The 14,691-nt window shown below is 42.5% G+C and carries 15 protein-coding genes and 1 tRNA gene; 8 read left to right on the top strand and 8 right to left on the bottom strand.

Going from position 1 to position 14,691, the window contains the following annotated elements; genetic code table 11:
- The first annotated feature begins 279 nt into the window (after positions 1 to 279).
- A complete protein-coding gene (locus U5J89_RS05805) occupies positions 280 to 891 on the top strand; it encodes a CPBP family intramembrane glutamic endopeptidase (protein ID WP_322574665.1) in 612 nt (203 codons plus the stop codon).
- A gap of 491 nt (positions 892 to 1,382) precedes the next feature.
- Here the strand turns inward: U5J89_RS05805 and U5J89_RS05800 are convergent, their stop codons facing one another.
- The 5 genes from U5J89_RS05800 to U5J89_RS05780 form a co-directional block, all read right to left on the bottom strand.
- On the bottom strand, positions 1,383 to 1,661 hold the full coding sequence (locus U5J89_RS05800; protein ID WP_322574664.1) for a helix-turn-helix transcriptional regulator: 279 nt from the start codon (positions 1,659 to 1,661) through the stop codon (positions 1,383 to 1,385).
- A complete protein-coding gene (locus tag U5J89_RS05795; RefSeq protein ID WP_322574663.1) occupies positions 1,654 to 2,013 on the bottom strand; it encodes a type II toxin-antitoxin system RelE/ParE family toxin in 360 nt (119 codons plus the stop codon). The genes U5J89_RS05800 and U5J89_RS05795 overlap by 8 nt, the downstream gene beginning before the upstream one ends.
- Before the next feature lie 150 nt (positions 2,014 to 2,163).
- A tRNA-Arg gene (locus U5J89_RS05790) sits at positions 2,164 to 2,236 on the bottom strand.
- 139 nt (positions 2,237 to 2,375) lie between these two features.
- Positions 2,376 to 3,023: a LexA family transcriptional regulator gene (locus U5J89_RS05785; RefSeq protein ID WP_322574662.1), complete on the bottom strand. Its 648-nt coding sequence runs from the start codon at positions 3,021 to 3,023 to the stop codon at positions 2,376 to 2,378.
- 181 nt (positions 3,024 to 3,204) lie between these two features.
- Complete coding sequence (locus U5J89_RS05780) at positions 3,205 to 4,680, bottom strand: dihydrolipoyl dehydrogenase family protein (RefSeq protein ID WP_322574661.1); 1,476 nt, start codon at positions 4,678 to 4,680, stop codon at positions 3,205 to 3,207.
- Between the two features lie 271 nt (positions 4,681 to 4,951).
- On the opposite strand from U5J89_RS05780, the gene U5J89_RS05775 reads away from it, so the two are divergent.
- The 6 genes from U5J89_RS05775 (at position 4,952) to U5J89_RS05750 (ending at position 10,879) form a co-directional block, all read left to right on the top strand.
- Positions 4,952 to 5,287, top strand: a complete 336-nt coding sequence (locus tag U5J89_RS05775; RefSeq protein ID WP_322574660.1) for an arsenosugar biosynthesis-associated peroxidase-like protein — start codon at positions 4,952 to 4,954, stop codon at positions 5,285 to 5,287.
- Between the two features lie 65 nt (positions 5,288 to 5,352).
- Entirely contained in the window at positions 5,353 to 6,402 is a 1,050-nt protein-coding gene (gene arsS / locus U5J89_RS05770) for an arsenosugar biosynthesis radical SAM (seleno)protein ArsS (protein ID WP_416208500.1), read from the top strand.
- Positions 6,403 to 6,415: 13 nt separating this feature from the next.
- A complete protein-coding gene (locus tag U5J89_RS05765; RefSeq protein ID WP_322574658.1) occupies positions 6,416 to 7,042 on the top strand; it encodes a TIGR04282 family arsenosugar biosynthesis glycosyltransferase in 627 nt (208 codons plus the stop codon).
- Positions 7,042 to 7,527: a glycosyltransferase gene (locus U5J89_RS05760; protein ID WP_322574657.1), complete on the top strand. Its 486-nt coding sequence runs from the start codon at positions 7,042 to 7,044 to the stop codon at positions 7,525 to 7,527. Before U5J89_RS05765 ends, U5J89_RS05760 begins: the two co-directional genes overlap by 1 nt.
- A 340-nt stretch (positions 7,528 to 7,867) precedes the next feature.
- Complete coding sequence (locus U5J89_RS05755; RefSeq protein ID WP_322574656.1) at positions 7,868 to 10,267, top strand: DUF5686 and carboxypeptidase-like regulatory domain-containing protein; 2,400 nt, start codon at positions 7,868 to 7,870, stop codon at positions 10,265 to 10,267.
- Between the two features lie 108 nt (positions 10,268 to 10,375).
- Complete coding sequence (locus U5J89_RS05750) at positions 10,376 to 10,879, top strand: hypothetical protein (protein WP_322574655.1); 504 nt, start codon at positions 10,376 to 10,378, stop codon at positions 10,877 to 10,879.
- A gap of 51 nt (positions 10,880 to 10,930) precedes the next feature.
- On the opposite strand, the gene U5J89_RS05745 is transcribed toward U5J89_RS05750, so the two are convergent.
- The 3 genes from U5J89_RS05745 to U5J89_RS05735 are packed head-to-tail and all read right to left on the bottom strand — an operon-like array spanning position 10,931 to position 13,685.
- Complete coding sequence (locus U5J89_RS05745) at positions 10,931 to 11,209, bottom strand: hypothetical protein (protein ID WP_322574654.1); 279 nt, start codon at positions 11,207 to 11,209, stop codon at positions 10,931 to 10,933.
- Positions 11,210 to 11,220: 11 nt separating this feature from the next.
- Positions 11,221 to 12,267 (bottom strand): ABC transporter ATP-binding protein, encoded by a 1,047-nt coding sequence (locus U5J89_RS05740; protein WP_322574653.1) that lies wholly within the window; start codon positions 12,265 to 12,267, stop codon positions 11,221 to 11,223.
- On the bottom strand, positions 12,267 to 13,685 hold the full coding sequence (locus U5J89_RS05735) for an iron ABC transporter permease (RefSeq protein ID WP_322574652.1): 1,419 nt from the start codon (positions 13,683 to 13,685) through the stop codon (positions 12,267 to 12,269). The genes U5J89_RS05740 and U5J89_RS05735 overlap by 1 nt, the downstream gene beginning before the upstream one ends.
- 384 nt (positions 13,686 to 14,069) lie before the next feature.
- On the opposite strand from U5J89_RS05735, the gene U5J89_RS05730 reads away from it, so the two are divergent.
- The gene (locus U5J89_RS05730; protein WP_322574651.1) at positions 14,070 to 14,603 is read left to right on the top strand and encodes an SPOR domain-containing protein; all 534 of its coding nucleotides are present in this window, start codon (positions 14,070 to 14,072) and stop codon (positions 14,601 to 14,603) included.
- Positions 14,604 to 14,691: the final 88 nt, after the last annotated feature.

The following is a 14,691-nucleotide window of genomic DNA, read 5'->3' as shown; positions in this document are numbered from 1 at the left end:
ACTTACTTTATCAATGATTTCATACATTTGGGGATCAATTGTTAAATCTTGTCCCTTAGCTGTATACGAATAGGCTAAAAACAGTATCAAGGGGAAGAGCAAAAAACGTTTCATAATCGAAATGATTTAGTTAGACGTTGTTGAATTAAATTGGAGCAACAAATTTTTTCTAACTTACGGAATTCGAGCTTTTATGCGAACTGAATTCACATTTTATTACTTTTGGGAAGCAAATTATATTTCCATTAAATCTTGGGGAATGATCCTAACTAGAATTTTATGATCGACGAAGAAAATAACACACTACCTTCAACCCAAGATGAACATCAAGCTTCGAGCAGCAAATTACTGCTACTCTCTCTGTTTTCTACCACCGCCTATCTAATTCTCGCTATTCTTATTTTCCGATACTTTCACGATCAAAACCTATATACTGTTTTTGAACACGGCTATCCCGTTACAACCCAGCTTCTCATCGGGATTGTATCAGGGGGTGCTGCGGCAGGCATAATCGGTTTCTTTATTAATCGTCCCCCGGTTTCAGAGGTATTACATGATTTTTATATCGTTGATATGGTTTCAAAACTACAATTTACCAGCTTTGATCGAATTCAGCTTTCGGCATTTGCCGGAGTGGGAGAGGAGTTGCTTTTCCGCGGAGCCATACAGCCATTACTCGGCATCTGGATTACTTCATTTATTTTTATTGGTATCCACGGCTATTTCAAGTTTAAGTCAGCGGGACACATGCTATTTGGGCTGACAATGTTTGGGCTCAGCATGCTGCTTGGCTATCTTTTTGAATATACCGGTTTAATTGCCGCCATGACTGCCCATGCAGTTTATGATGTCATCATGCTTCAAATAGTACAGGGAGAAGATAAATCATAAATATTCAATAGTAGAAAAGTATCCCCACCCGAAAGCAACACTTTGCTTCCCAGTGCCTTAGAAGTGGGTTCAAATTATCTGATGACTGAATACAGACCGTACGTTACATTTTTTAACGGCAGCGTTCTGCAAGAAATGTCGGGCAGCAGATGTTGTGTTCCGTTTGGTTGTATCGTGCAATTTCCTTGCGTCAGTGCTGCTTGTGTTGGAGTGTAGCTAAAGCTAAAGTCGCTGTAACCGTAGGCAACATGAAAAAAGTCTGTCATTGCGACGTTACATGAGCGTAGTGAATAAAAGGCGCGGCAATCTCACAGAACCGAGCACCGAAAAAGAGATTGCCTGCCTATGCGCTACGTCGCTGAAGCTATGAAGCGTAAGAGACCGAAGCTTTTTTGGTAAGGCTTGCCACATATTCAAAAGGCTCCGCGCAGGCAGGCGTCGTTGCTTCGCTCCTCGCGATGACCAGTAGTATTATGGGAGCAAGCCAACCCTCAATCTACCAATTCAACGCGCAGCGTTTTGCCGAAGGCCTTGGCATATTTTTCCAGGGTAGACAAACGGATATCTTCTGCATGATTTTCGATGCGAGAAATAGCCGTTTTTTGGGTATTCATTTGCTTGGCTACTTCTTCTTGCGTTAAGCCCGCATTTTCTCGGGCTTGCTTTAAAAGAGCCCCAATTTTAAAATGTAGATATCCTTCTTCATATCCTTCCGCAAATTCCGGATCGTTTTGCTTTCGTTTATGTATGTACGCTTGAAGATCACTCATGGGAGCCTCCGTTGCGAGCCAGATAATTAGCTTTACGCCGTTCAGCCAGCTCTATTTCTTGTTTGGGTGTTTTCTGTGATTTCTTCTTAAATCCATTTGTTAGTACAACAAATTCATCGCCTGTTATAAATCCGAGGAGTCGAAAGCTATGAGAACCCATTCGTGTTCGAACTTCCCAAATATCGTCGGTGTTTTTCAGCTTCTTAAAATATTGGGCAGGAACCTGATCCATCTCTTCGATAAGCCGAAGCGTCCAAGTTACTTTCTGAACATGTTTGGGTTGTAATGAATCTAAAAATTCCTCGACCGGGCATTTACCGGATTTCTTGCGATAGAATTTGATTTGCTTCATAGATCACAAGTTAACAATAATGTTAACATTGTCAAGGAGGGAATTATTGCCCCTGCTTTGTAAGCCCAATCCCTCGAGGCGACCAAAACCGGAAAATGTTGGCCAAACCAATAGAAAAATGCCCTCTATGAACTCCAAAGGGCGATATCGTATCCCCACCCGGAATCGAACCAGGATTTGAGGTTTAGGAAACCTCCGTTCTATCCACTTGAACTATGGGGACAATTTTCGTGTAACTGCTTTTTACAATAAGCAGATTTGCTGCAAATATACAAGCTGAATTTGAGCGAAGAGCAGCAGCCAAAATTCAGGATACAGGAGTAATGAGAAATCTCCCGGCTGCTGGCTTCCCGCCAATTTAATTATCCGTTTCGAAAAATCAGGCCCCAATCATCACCGTTCTTCCACGCCTTACCAACATATGTTCCATAAACCATAATATTCTCCCATTCATCGGGAGTGATATCGATAGGGTCATAAGATGGATTCTCCGGTTGCAAAGTAATTCCGTTCTCTTTTTTTCGAATGGTTTTTAAGGTGGTTTCACCCCGATAGCGAATAGCCCCGATCTCTCCATCTTTAGGCTCACGAGGATCAATAATGATATAATCACCGTCGCGAATATCAGCATCAATCATGCTTTCACCGTCAACAATAAGGGCAAAATAGTGATCGGATTTTTCGGGATGAATTTCTACAGGAAGGTGCCCCAGATTTTCACTGATGGCCTCATGCATCGCCCCGGCGGAAATACGTCCTTTTACGGGAATGCCCGGGTAAAAACCACTCAGCTCATTACGCTTACTTGGATGGATATCATAATGGCCCCGGCCATGCTTAGCCAGATAATTCTTTTTGGTCAGCGCCTGCAGGTGCTGATAAATACTGTTAGAGGAGCTATACCCAAACTCCTGCTGCATATTTTCATAACTGGGAAATTGACTATGGTCTTCATAAAAACTTAAAATGTATTCCCAAAGTTGTCGCTGTTTTTCTGTCAGTGATTTCATAAGAAGCAATTATACAAATAATATGAACAAATGCATGAAATAAAATAATAAATTATGAAAAGAAATTTTGTAAGGATTATCCTTCTCAATGGTCTTACTAACAGATAAGCCGTTGAATAATATCAAGAGAGAGTAGTTTTTAAAGTCCGCTTTAACCGGCGGACTTTTTTATTCAATGGAACTAAATGATACGATCCTCATCACTCAAATCCGGCACTGTTCCCCGGTATCCAAACACCCATTTTATCAACTTAACCATCCAGGTCGACTGGCTCTGGACATACCACTGATCGGCTGCCCTGCGTACCCCAAGTCCGTAGGTAGGATACGGATGAATAGTGTCAGCAATATTTCTAAGCGTTACTCCATTTCGCATTGCCAGAGCATATTCCCCAATGAGATCCCCTGCCTGCTTTCCATAAATCGTAGCACCCAGTATTTTGCCGTTCCACTCCTTGGCAAATACTTTAATAAGTCCCTCGGTTGACTCATCGGTAATCGCTCTATCGATTTTATCATACGGAAATCGGTAGGTTTTGTATGAGATGTTATTCTCTTGCAGCTTTTTCTCTGTGGCCCCTACATGTGCCAGCTCAGGATCGGTATACGTACTCCACGGCACATGTTTCTGATCAATCTTCTTCGGTATTTTAAGCAGCGCATTGGTCACCGCAACTTTGGCCATGTGCTCAGACATGTGAGTAAACTGATATCGTCCGGTGACATCACCCACCGCATAGATATGCTTTTTATTTGTCTTGCAACGATCATCAACAGTTATTCCGTTCTTCTGATAATCAATTCCCGCATTTTCTAATTGCAACCCTTCATGGTTGGCAGTGCGTCCCGCAGCCACAAGCACTTCGCTTCCCTCCCACACTAAAGTCTCTCCATTAATTTCTGCCTCTATTTTCACCGATCTACCCGAGGTTTCAGATAGTTTTTTCACGCTCGCAGAAAGCTTAAAATCGATGCCTTCATCCGCTAAATAATCCCGGAGCATCCCTGCTAATTCCTCATCATCATTAGATAGAATACGAGGTAGCATATCAAAGACCGTTACCTGTGTACCCAGCCGCTGAAACGCTTGCGCCATCTCAATGCCAATAGGTCCTGCCCCGATAATCGCCAGGCTTTCAGGCTGCTCTTCGAGTTCAAAAATCGTCTCATTGGTATGGTACGATATCTCCTGAATCCCTTTGATAGGAGGAATCATCGCCTTACTGCCGGTTGCAACAATAATATATCGCGAAGACACCTTTATGTTTTCATCATCCTTGATAATGCGAACAGTATGGTCGTCAACAAATAAAGCCTGACCAAACTCAATATCTACGCCCATTTGACGGTAGATATCAGGATCATCTGCCTCTTTGTAGACCTCCTCTCGTTTGGATCTGACATGCTCCATCACAGACGAAAACTCGAGTCCCTGCGATTTTTGATAACCAAACTTTTCGGCTTCATTTACATTTTGTGCCACCTTCGAAAGGTGCAGTAATGTTTTGCTTGGGATGCAGCCGTGCCACGTGCAATCGCCCCCCAGCTTGTTGGCTTCCACCATTAACGTTTTAGCCCCAAAGTTGACCCCCATACCTGCTGCAGTGAGCCCTCCTGCTCCACCTCCAATTACAAGTAAATCATAATCGTACTTCATATATCACTGTTTTTCTTTGGTAATTAAAAAATATTTAAAAAAGTATGAGAAATTTTAGATGCTTCACTCCAATAGCTTCTTACTATTTACAATCTCTTTTTTTGCGAATTACTTTTCCTGGGATTTGGTTTTATCCTTTTATCACAAATAAAATCGTAAGAAGAAAGAATCTATTATCGTCAAAATTTCTATGGCCATCTATCAGTTGGTATAATCTTTTTAATATTGCTTATTTAGCCATGGCATTCACGTTAAAAAAATCATACTTATAATGAGTGACAGTTATTACAATCCCAAGGATCTAAAAAAGTTTGAAGATGTTGGTGAATTTGGTCCCGAACTAGCCGAAAAGTTTTTTGATTACTATGGGGCCGTCTTTGAGGAAGGAGCACTCAGTGCTCGCGAAAAAGCACTGATCGCATTGGCGGTATCCCATACGGTCCAATGTCCCTATTGTATTGACGCCTACACTACCGAAAGCCTGGAAAAAGGAGCAAGCGAAGAGCAGATGATGGAGGCGGTTCATGTGGCTTCAGCTATCCGCGGTGGATCATCACTTGTACATGGCGTACAGATGATGAATAAAACCAAAGATCTGAGCATGTAATATCCTTGCAGAACCCCAGTTCCCATTTCATTCCAAAATAGTTTTAGAACTTATAACGCATTATGATCAAATCGCTAAAAACAATTAGTCACGATCTTTCCGATCCGGCCTATCAGTTAGATGTGCTAAATAACTATTCAGAATCACTGCGACAGCAACCAAAATTTAAAGAGAAACTTGAGGAGATTGACCTCTTTCCTCTTCGTCCCACCGGTATCGAAATTTTCCAGATTAATGTAGGATACATGTGCAATATGACCTGCAAACATTGTCATGTGGATGCAGGACCGGATCGTGACGAGGTTATGACTAAAGAAACCCTTGAACACTGCCTGGAGGCTTTGCGCCATTCCGATATCAAAACGGTGGACCTAACCGGCGGCGCACCGGAAATGAATCCCCATTTTCGCTGGTTCGTCGAACAAGTTTCAGCACTTGGCAAGAATATCATCGTGCGGTCGAATCTGACCATCCTGACCACAGCTCCCAAGTATCAGGAGTTGCCTGAATTTTTTGCCGAACATGGCGTAGAAGTTACCTGTTCACTTCCCTTTTATAACAAATCCAGAACCGACCGTCAGCGCGGGGAGGGAACGTATGATCGATCAATTGAAGCGTTAAAAAAGCTCAACAAAATCGGATACGGCAAAGAAGACACTGAATTAGAATTGAATCTGGTTTATAATCCAACAGGAGCATTCTTGCCTGGCGGACAGGAATCCCTCGAAAAAGAATTTAAGCGTCAGCTCGACCGCAAACACGGCATTGTTTTCAATAATCTATTTACCATTACCAACCTCCCCATCAGTCGTTTTCTAAACTTCTTATTGGAATCAGGCAATCTGGAAGAATATATGGATCGGTTGATTACAGCCTTTAATCCTGCCGCTGCCAAAGGAGTTATGTGTCGCGATACCATTTCAGTAGGCTGGGATGGTACACTTTACGATTGCGACTTTAACCAGATGCTGGAAATGCCGGTAGAAGAGGAATCCCCGCAACACATCAGCGAGTGGAATGAAGAAAGGCTTAACGATCGAGAGATCAAGATCAATCAGCACTGTTTTGGTTGTACGGCCGGGGCCGGTAGCAGTTGTGGAGGAACTACAACCTAAACAGAAACTTTTTATGGATATACAAGAAAATAACTCAAGCACAAGCAACAGCGTGCTTATCGTTTTCATCAAGAATCCCGAAAAAGGAAAGGTGAAAACCAGGCTTGCCAAAACCATGGGCAACCAAAAAGCGCTACAGGTATATCAAAAGCTTTTAAGAATAACCAAATCTATTACAGATCAGCTCGACGTATCCAAACAGATTTGGTACTCTCGTTTTATCGACGAAGATGATATCTGGTCGGATGGCAATTACGACAAATATCTCCAAAAAGGAGATAATCTCGGTCTACGAATGCGATATGCCTTTAAAAAAGCTTTTGCCGATGGATATCAAAAAGTTGTAATTATTGGAAGTGACTGCAGTGCACTCAACCCTGAATTTATTGAAGAAAGTTTTAAGGCACTGGAAAATAATCAGGCCGTTATTGGCCCCGCCAATGACGGCGGCTATTATCTGCTGGGCATGTTAGCCTTCTATCCCTCCCTTTTTGAAAACAAGGCCTGGAGCACTTCTTCTGTTTTTGAAGAAACCATTCGTCAATTTAAAGAGATGAATATTTCATATAAACAGTTGCCCATGCTTAACGATATTGATACCGAGGAAGATCTCAAAGCTTCAAACCTGGTTACAGATTAATGAGTATCAGCGTTATTATTCCCACTTTTAATGAAGCTGATTCCATAACTGAAACCATAGAAAAAGTACAAGAACACAGTAAAGGCTATATTCTGGAAATTCTTGTAGTTGACGGGGGAAGTACAGATGCTACAATCAACAGAGCCAAACAGGCGGGCGCTGAAATTTTTGAAAGCCCTGATAAAGGTCGGGCGGCCCAAATGAATTTTGGTGCAAAACAGGCTCAGGGAGAAATACTCTATTTTTTACATGCTGATACTCATCCACCAAAAGACTTTGACAGCGCTATAATGTCAGCTGTGAATCAGGAGCGTCAGGCCGGATGCTTTCAGCTCGCTTTTGATTACGATCACTTTCTGCTGCGATTTTACAGCTGGTTTACCCGCTTCGATATTGATCTTTTCCGCTTTGGAGATCAAAGTCTATTTCATCACCCAGGAATGCATTCCACGAGCTGCAGGGATTCCGGGAAGATCATATCGTGATGGAGGATCAGGAGATTGTCCGACGCATCAAACAACGTTTCTCCTTTGTGATACTTGATAAAAGCGTAATTACTTCAGCTCAAAAATATAGAAACAATGGCATAGTAAAGCTACAGTTAGTCTTCACGCTAATCCTTCTGCTTTATTATATCGGATTAGATCAGTATAAACTCGTGGCAATCTATAAGCGATTTATAGATTAGTATATTCGAACTATACACTAAATTCATTTCGTATTGTAATTGGCTGGGAAAAGTTAACTGTGTATGCCCTGCACCTGTAACAAAAAACTGTAATATCAGTAGAACTGGGCTGTTGTTTGCAATCCAAAAACAGATCAATGTCCGAAAGCCGAAAATTTTTATCTGCATTCTTATTTCTTCTTTTTATTTGCTCTTCCGTACAGGCTCAAAAGAAGATCAGCGGCACAGTCATTGATGCCCAAACAAAAGAAACACTGCCCTCTGCTAATATTTTAATCAATGATACCTATAGAGGCACCATCACCAACAGCAATGGCAACTTTTCTTTGACCATTCCCGATTCACTGCTGCCGGCAACGCTTCTCATTCGCTATATCGGATATGAAACACAACAGCTAACCATTACCAAAAACTCATCAGCAAAACAAAATATCTCGCTGAATCCCTCAGTAACCGAAATGGAGGAAATTGTGGTTACGGATGAAGATCCCGGGATGCGTATTATGCGGGAAGTTATCAAACGCAAACAGCAGTGGCGAAAACAGCTCGAAACCTATCGCGCCGAAGCTTATACCCGACAAACATTATCAAACGATACGGCCATTGTTTCAATTACGGAATCCGTTTCGGAAGTTTTCTGGGATAAACAACGAGGACATCGCGAGGTACAAAAATCCAAGCGCCAAACGGCCAATATTGAGGCAGCGAGTAACTTTGCGGGAGTAAGCTATCTGCCAAACTTTTATGATGATAATATCGAAATTGCTGAATTTAACTTAGTAGGCATTACCCATCCCGATGCACTGGACTATTACGATTTTAAACTTGTAGATCAGACCTCCCTCGATAATCAAACCGTCTACAAAATTGAAGTAACACCGGCACGAAAACTTCAACCCCTGTTTGAAGGTACCGCTTTTGTACTGGCTGATGAATACGCGCTGCTCGAAGTAGATTTAGTTCCAAATGATGTTGTAACTTTTCCGGCTCCAATAAAATCATTCAAGACATCTTACAAACAACAGTTCAACAATTTCGGTCAGGATTTTTGGTTGCCAGTAGATGTACGCATCGGAGGCGACATAAAAATTAAGATGGTAGGACTTGATTTCCCAATGATCAAGTTTAAACAGCTTTCCCGCATCACTAACTACCAAGTCAACATCTCACTACCCGATTCCCTTTACAAAAAAGAAGACCGATTCAGTGTTGACAGTACCACCGTTCAATCCGATTCATTGATTGCTCAACAGGTAAATACCGTTCCATTATCATCCGAAGAAGAGCTGGCTTACGCCACCCTCGACAGCACTGCTACGCTCGAAAAAGCGTTTAAACCCAGCGGCTTTTTAGCCAATCTAATAGATAATGATGAGGAGGAAAGTGATAACTCTGACTCCGGATTTCTAAGTTTCCTCGATGAAGTACCCGGTAACATTACTCCGGATGGAAGATACAACCGGGTGGACCAAGCTTTTGTGGGATTACGCTATAGCATTGATGCCACCAATTGGCTCAATATTCGTGGTCAGGGCGGATACAGTACCGGCTACCGCGAGTGGAATTACGGAGGCGGACTCACCATTGAATGGCTTCAGCAAAATTGGGGATCGGCAGTCATTGGCGGTGATTATCGCGCCGGCACCGAAACCCGATACCACTCCCACATCTATAATCCATACTATACAATAATCCCCAACTTAATGGGACACCAAGGCTACTTTGATTACTATCGTTCAGAAGGTTTTCGGATTTTTTCGGGATGGGATTTTCCTCATAACCTCTCTCTCGAAATGGGATATAACCATCAAAACCACAAGTCCCTGCCAACTACTACTGCTTATGATATTTTGGGCAGCTCCAGCAACTTCCTGGTAAATCCCGCCATCTCCGAAGGCACGCTCAAGTCTATTGATGTTACCACAGGATATAATGTAGATGAATCCTACAATTTTGGTGTCACAGCACAGAAAAAAGCACAATTTACTATCGAGCATTCATCGGATGCGCTTGGCAGCGACTTTGCATTTACCCGTTATACAGGATTCCTTTCATGGTCATTTCCTACCTTCTATCAGCGCCGATTTTTAGCCAACACGCTTGATTTCAATATTAAAGGCGGAACCTACAGCGGAGACCTTCCTCCACAAAAATGGGGAATTATCGATGGTACTATTGGAGCAACAGCGCCATATGGGGTGCTAAAAACAATCCGAAATCGCCCCTATCAAGGGCAACAATACCTATCTATAAATGCTGAACATAACTTCCGTACTATCCCCTTTGAGCTATTGGGATTACGACCGCTGGTCAATAATAATATTGGCTTTATTGTCTTTGCCGGTGCCGCCCAAACGTGGGTAAAGAACGGCTCCTTAATTAATCAGCCCGGTTATACAACAAGAGCAACTAATGGCATCCACTGGGAAGCAGGCGCGTCTCTAAATGGAATATTAGATCTGTTCCGGATCGATTTTGCCACTCGCTTGGATGAACCCACCTTTTTAGTAAATATTAGTATCGCACGTCTGTTTTAGATGTTTTCAGTAAATTCTGATAAACCAGGGACCGATTCCCAATTCACAGCTTTAATAAATTTTTAGTATCATTTCAACCATTAGAAACAAGGATCAAAAATATCTTTTATGCTCATACAAAAATCAGCGTATCGATTGCTATCTGTTTTAACAATTTTTGCAGTAGCTGCTCTTACCATACAGTGCAATTCAGAGGCTCAGAACAAAGAAACCCATAAAAAAGAGGGACATGAGGAGGTTGAGCTTGCCGTCGCTATGGGACAACTACAAACCTATACTCATAAATATGCGTTAGCTGTAGAAGCCGAAAATCATGAGCTGGCATCATTCTATCTCCACGAAGTTGAAGAATCGGTAGAAAGTATAGCTGAAGACGTTCCCACTTATGAGGGCTACGATATTGACAAACTCATAGGACAATACCTGGAACCGGAAATTGAACCCACCGAAGAAGCACTGGAGAGCAAAAATTGGGGAAAAATCCGACAACAGACAATTAAACTCGTTGATACCTGCAATTCCTGCCACGAAGCATCAGATCACGGTTTTGTAAAAATTACCCCGGGCTTTGATAATAATCCTTTTAATCAGGACTTCTCTGCTCCAAAATAACTTTTAGCAAGCGATCATCATAAAAAGGTCTCTCCCATTCAGGGGAATCCATTATTTTCTTAGTTGATCTTTCCCCCGTGACAACAATCCGATAGCAACGGCAAAAAGGGCAGATCCCAATATCGACCAAATAATAGGAAAGGTTTCGCCGCCCACTTCGACGGGCAGAATATAGGTGAGTCCCATTTCAGCAGCCAGCCACTTGCCAATAAAAGCGCCAATAAATCCTACAACAGTAGTTATAAGACAGCCACCGAGCGAATATCCCGCTATACTTTGACCGATAGCTCCGCAGATAGCAGCAATAACGAGAAGTAATAGAAAGCTCATATAATCTTTAATTAATCGGATTCATCCAAAATAACCGCAGACTCCAGTGGTTTGATAACTACGGCATCATTCGGTTCAAAAAGTACACGATTATCAGTATGCACCAGATATTTCTGTTCCCCGAGCTGTACGTGATAGGTAATATCATGCCCCTTAAACTCGCGTCCCAATACGGTACCAACATCTTCCGGCTTTTGATTGGTGGGCTTCTCCAACGTCAAATGCTCTGGACGTATAGAACAAAGCACGCGCCCACAGGCATTACAATTCAAATTCATCGGTCCCAGCTTCGTGGCCACCTGTGATCCGCCGGTGGCATCGGCATGGAACAGATTGGTTCGCCCCAGAAACTGTGCAACAAACTTTGTCTTGGGATGATAATAGACCTCTTCGGGCGTACCGATCTGCTCAATTTTCCCATCATTCATCACTGCAATGCGATCTGCAAATGAAAGAGCCTCCTCCTGATCATGGGTAACAAGCAGGGCACTCATACCAGCTTTCTTGAGCACTTCCCGAACCTCTTTGCGCATAGAGTCGCGCAACATCGCATCAAGGTTAGAAAACGGCTCATCCAGCAGTACCAGCTTGGGTTTGGGGGCTATTGCCCGTGCCAGCGCTACACGCTGTTGCTGCCCCCCCGAAAGCTCACTGGGATTACGATCTTTGTATTCGCCCATTCCCGTCCGGCATAAAACTTCCTCGGCATAAACAAGCCGTTTGTGTTTGGGGATATCAGTCAGCCCAAAGGCTACATTTTCAAGAACCGATAGGTGGGGAAACAATGCATAATCCTGAAAAACAAATCCTATCCCTCGATCTTGGGGCGCCACATGGTTTTTGGGAGATTCCAGCAAGTTACCGTCCAAATAAACTTCTCCCTCGTCAGCATGCTCAAAGCCTGAAATAAGCCGCAGACACGTTGTTTTACCACACCCGCTTGGCCCCAGCAAAGCAAATATTTCATGTTCCCTGACTTCAAAATCCAATCCGTCTACAACCGGACTGTCTTCATCAAAGGACTTCGTTAAATTTTTTACGGTAAGTAAATCACTCATTACTTCTTCAATTCCTTAGAGAATAAAAATCCCACAAACAGGGATGAAAATAATAAAATTAACAGTGCAAAGGGAGCCGCTTCTGCAAACATCGCTTCTCCCGTATACGACCACACATTTAACGCTAAAGTATCAAACCCTATTGGTGATAGTAAGAACGTTATTGACAGCTCTTTCATTGCAGATAAAAAAACCAAAGATGCCGACGCAATAATTCCACCCCGTAACAATGGCAAGGTCACTTTTATAAATGATTTTAAAGACGAATAACCCAATGATTGCGCCGCCTCCTCAAGATCTTCGGGGGCTTGATATAACGCACTGCGTACCGGGCCAATACCTTCAGCCAAAAAGTGCAGTGAATAAGCAATCACCAATAATAATAGCGACTGATATAAAACGGTAGAAACCTGTAGGGAGAAAAACACAAAAGCCAGTGCAAAAGCAAGCGGCGGCGTTGCATATCCCAAATAAGCAACCCGCTCAATAGGATTACTCAACTTCGATTTATACCGAACACCAATATACGCCAGCGGCAAAGCCATCAAAGTTGTTAGTACCGCTGCAGGAGCCGATGCCTGGACAGAGTTCAAAAAGGCCTCGTATAAGTTGCCGGCAACAGAAGCAAAAGCTGTTTGGTTTAGCCAAAAAACAATTGATGAAACCGGTAAAACGATGGCCACTAAAAATAATATTCCCACAAAGGTATAGGCGGGAACTGCCCATGGCCCCAATTCCAAATAATTTTTGGCTTTGGAAACTCCACGTCCCAGACGATGGTAAATGGCTTTCTTAAGCATTTTATATTCTAACACTAACGCTCCGGTCGTTAACGCCAAGAGCATTAGCGCCAGCCAAGCCGCATAAATGCGATCATAGGCGGCAATATATTGCAAATAAAGAGCATAACTGAACGTCTCGAATCGCATCAGTGAAACCGTCCCAAAATCACCAATAACATGCAAGCTTACCAAAAGTGATCCCGCCAGAAGTGCCGGCCTAAGTTGTGGCAATATTACTTTAAAGAAAGTTGATTTAGCATCGTGCCCCAACGAACGCGATACCTCCTCGATGGAGCGATCCATCCCCGCAAGTGCTGTACGAAGATTTAAATACAGATAAGGAAATGTACAAAGCGTTAATACAATAAGTGATCCCGAAAACCCATTTATTCTTGGTATGGTCCATCCAAACCAAGCCTGGAAGGTGCCGTTATATCCCCCGAGACCCAGTAATGCATAGGCCATTACATACCCTGGAATAGCAAGCGGAAGTACACCCAATATGGTAATAAATCTTCGCGCCTTAATTTTAACCCTTACCGACATATAGGCCAGCGGCAAAGCAATCAAAATATCTAACAACAGCACCCCAAATGTTAATAACAAGGTGTTGCCAAGCAGGTACAGATTACGCATCCGGAAAACCACATTATTAAGCATCTCCGGGGACGCCTCAAAAGCCCTGATCAATAAATAAACAAGGGGTAATAAAACACCTGCTGCAATAACTCCCGCTATGAGTAATAGATACCACGGGGGCGACTTACTATTTGTTTTTGTACCTATAATAGCGCTTATCCTTCTCTGAGAAGTGAAAAATTTAGATCAAATCTAAATAGAAACATCCTTGATAGCAACCGTTAACCTTAAATTATTACACCTTTCAGGCTTTCCATGTCACCCAGAAAAACTTAAAATGATCTTTTTATTAAATTAGTTTTGTACCGATCCTTTTTTTAAGTAAAATTAAGATTGAAAAGTTTAAATAATTCATCCCAATACATTAACAAAACAAGGCTTATGAAACGAGTAGTTATTTTTCTCATAACTTCGGCAATGGCAATCAGTATGTTACAGGCCTGTGGTCCAAGTGAAGAAGAAATTCAACAAAGAGAACAGGCCCGTCAGGATTCGTTGGAACGAGTTAAGCAACAGCGTCTTGAACAACAGCGGCAAGATAGCATTGAGCAGGCTCGTCAAGATAGTATTGAGGCTGCCAAAAGAGAACGAGAACGCAATAGAATTGAGTATGACAAAAACGGAGCATTTGCTGTTCAGGTTGAGGCGTGGCGATCGGAAGAAAAAGCTGAAGCACAAATTCAGAAATGGGTCGATCGTGGCTACGAAAATGCTTATGTCGTTAAGATGGGTAACGAAGAAACCGGTGATATTTGGTTCCGCGTACGCTTGGGACGAGTTGCCACTAAAGATATGGCCGAAAAACTCCAGGATAAGTTAATGCGCAACCATAACGAAAAATCATGGATCTCAATGGCCATGGATGAGCAAGAATCTAGTACTGCTGAAGCAGATACAATGAAAACCGAGGAATAACCAACTTCTTTGTAATAATTTTTTAAAAAAAGCACCGTAGTTAGATCTGCGGTGCTTTTCTTATTTTCAACGCTTATTAAATAACAAA

Source organism: Fodinibius sp., assembly GCF_034521915.1.
Lineage (GTDB): Bacteria > Bacteroidota > Rhodothermia > Balneolales > Balneolaceae > Fodinibius.
This window is presented reverse-complemented; position numbering and strand designations above follow the sequence as displayed.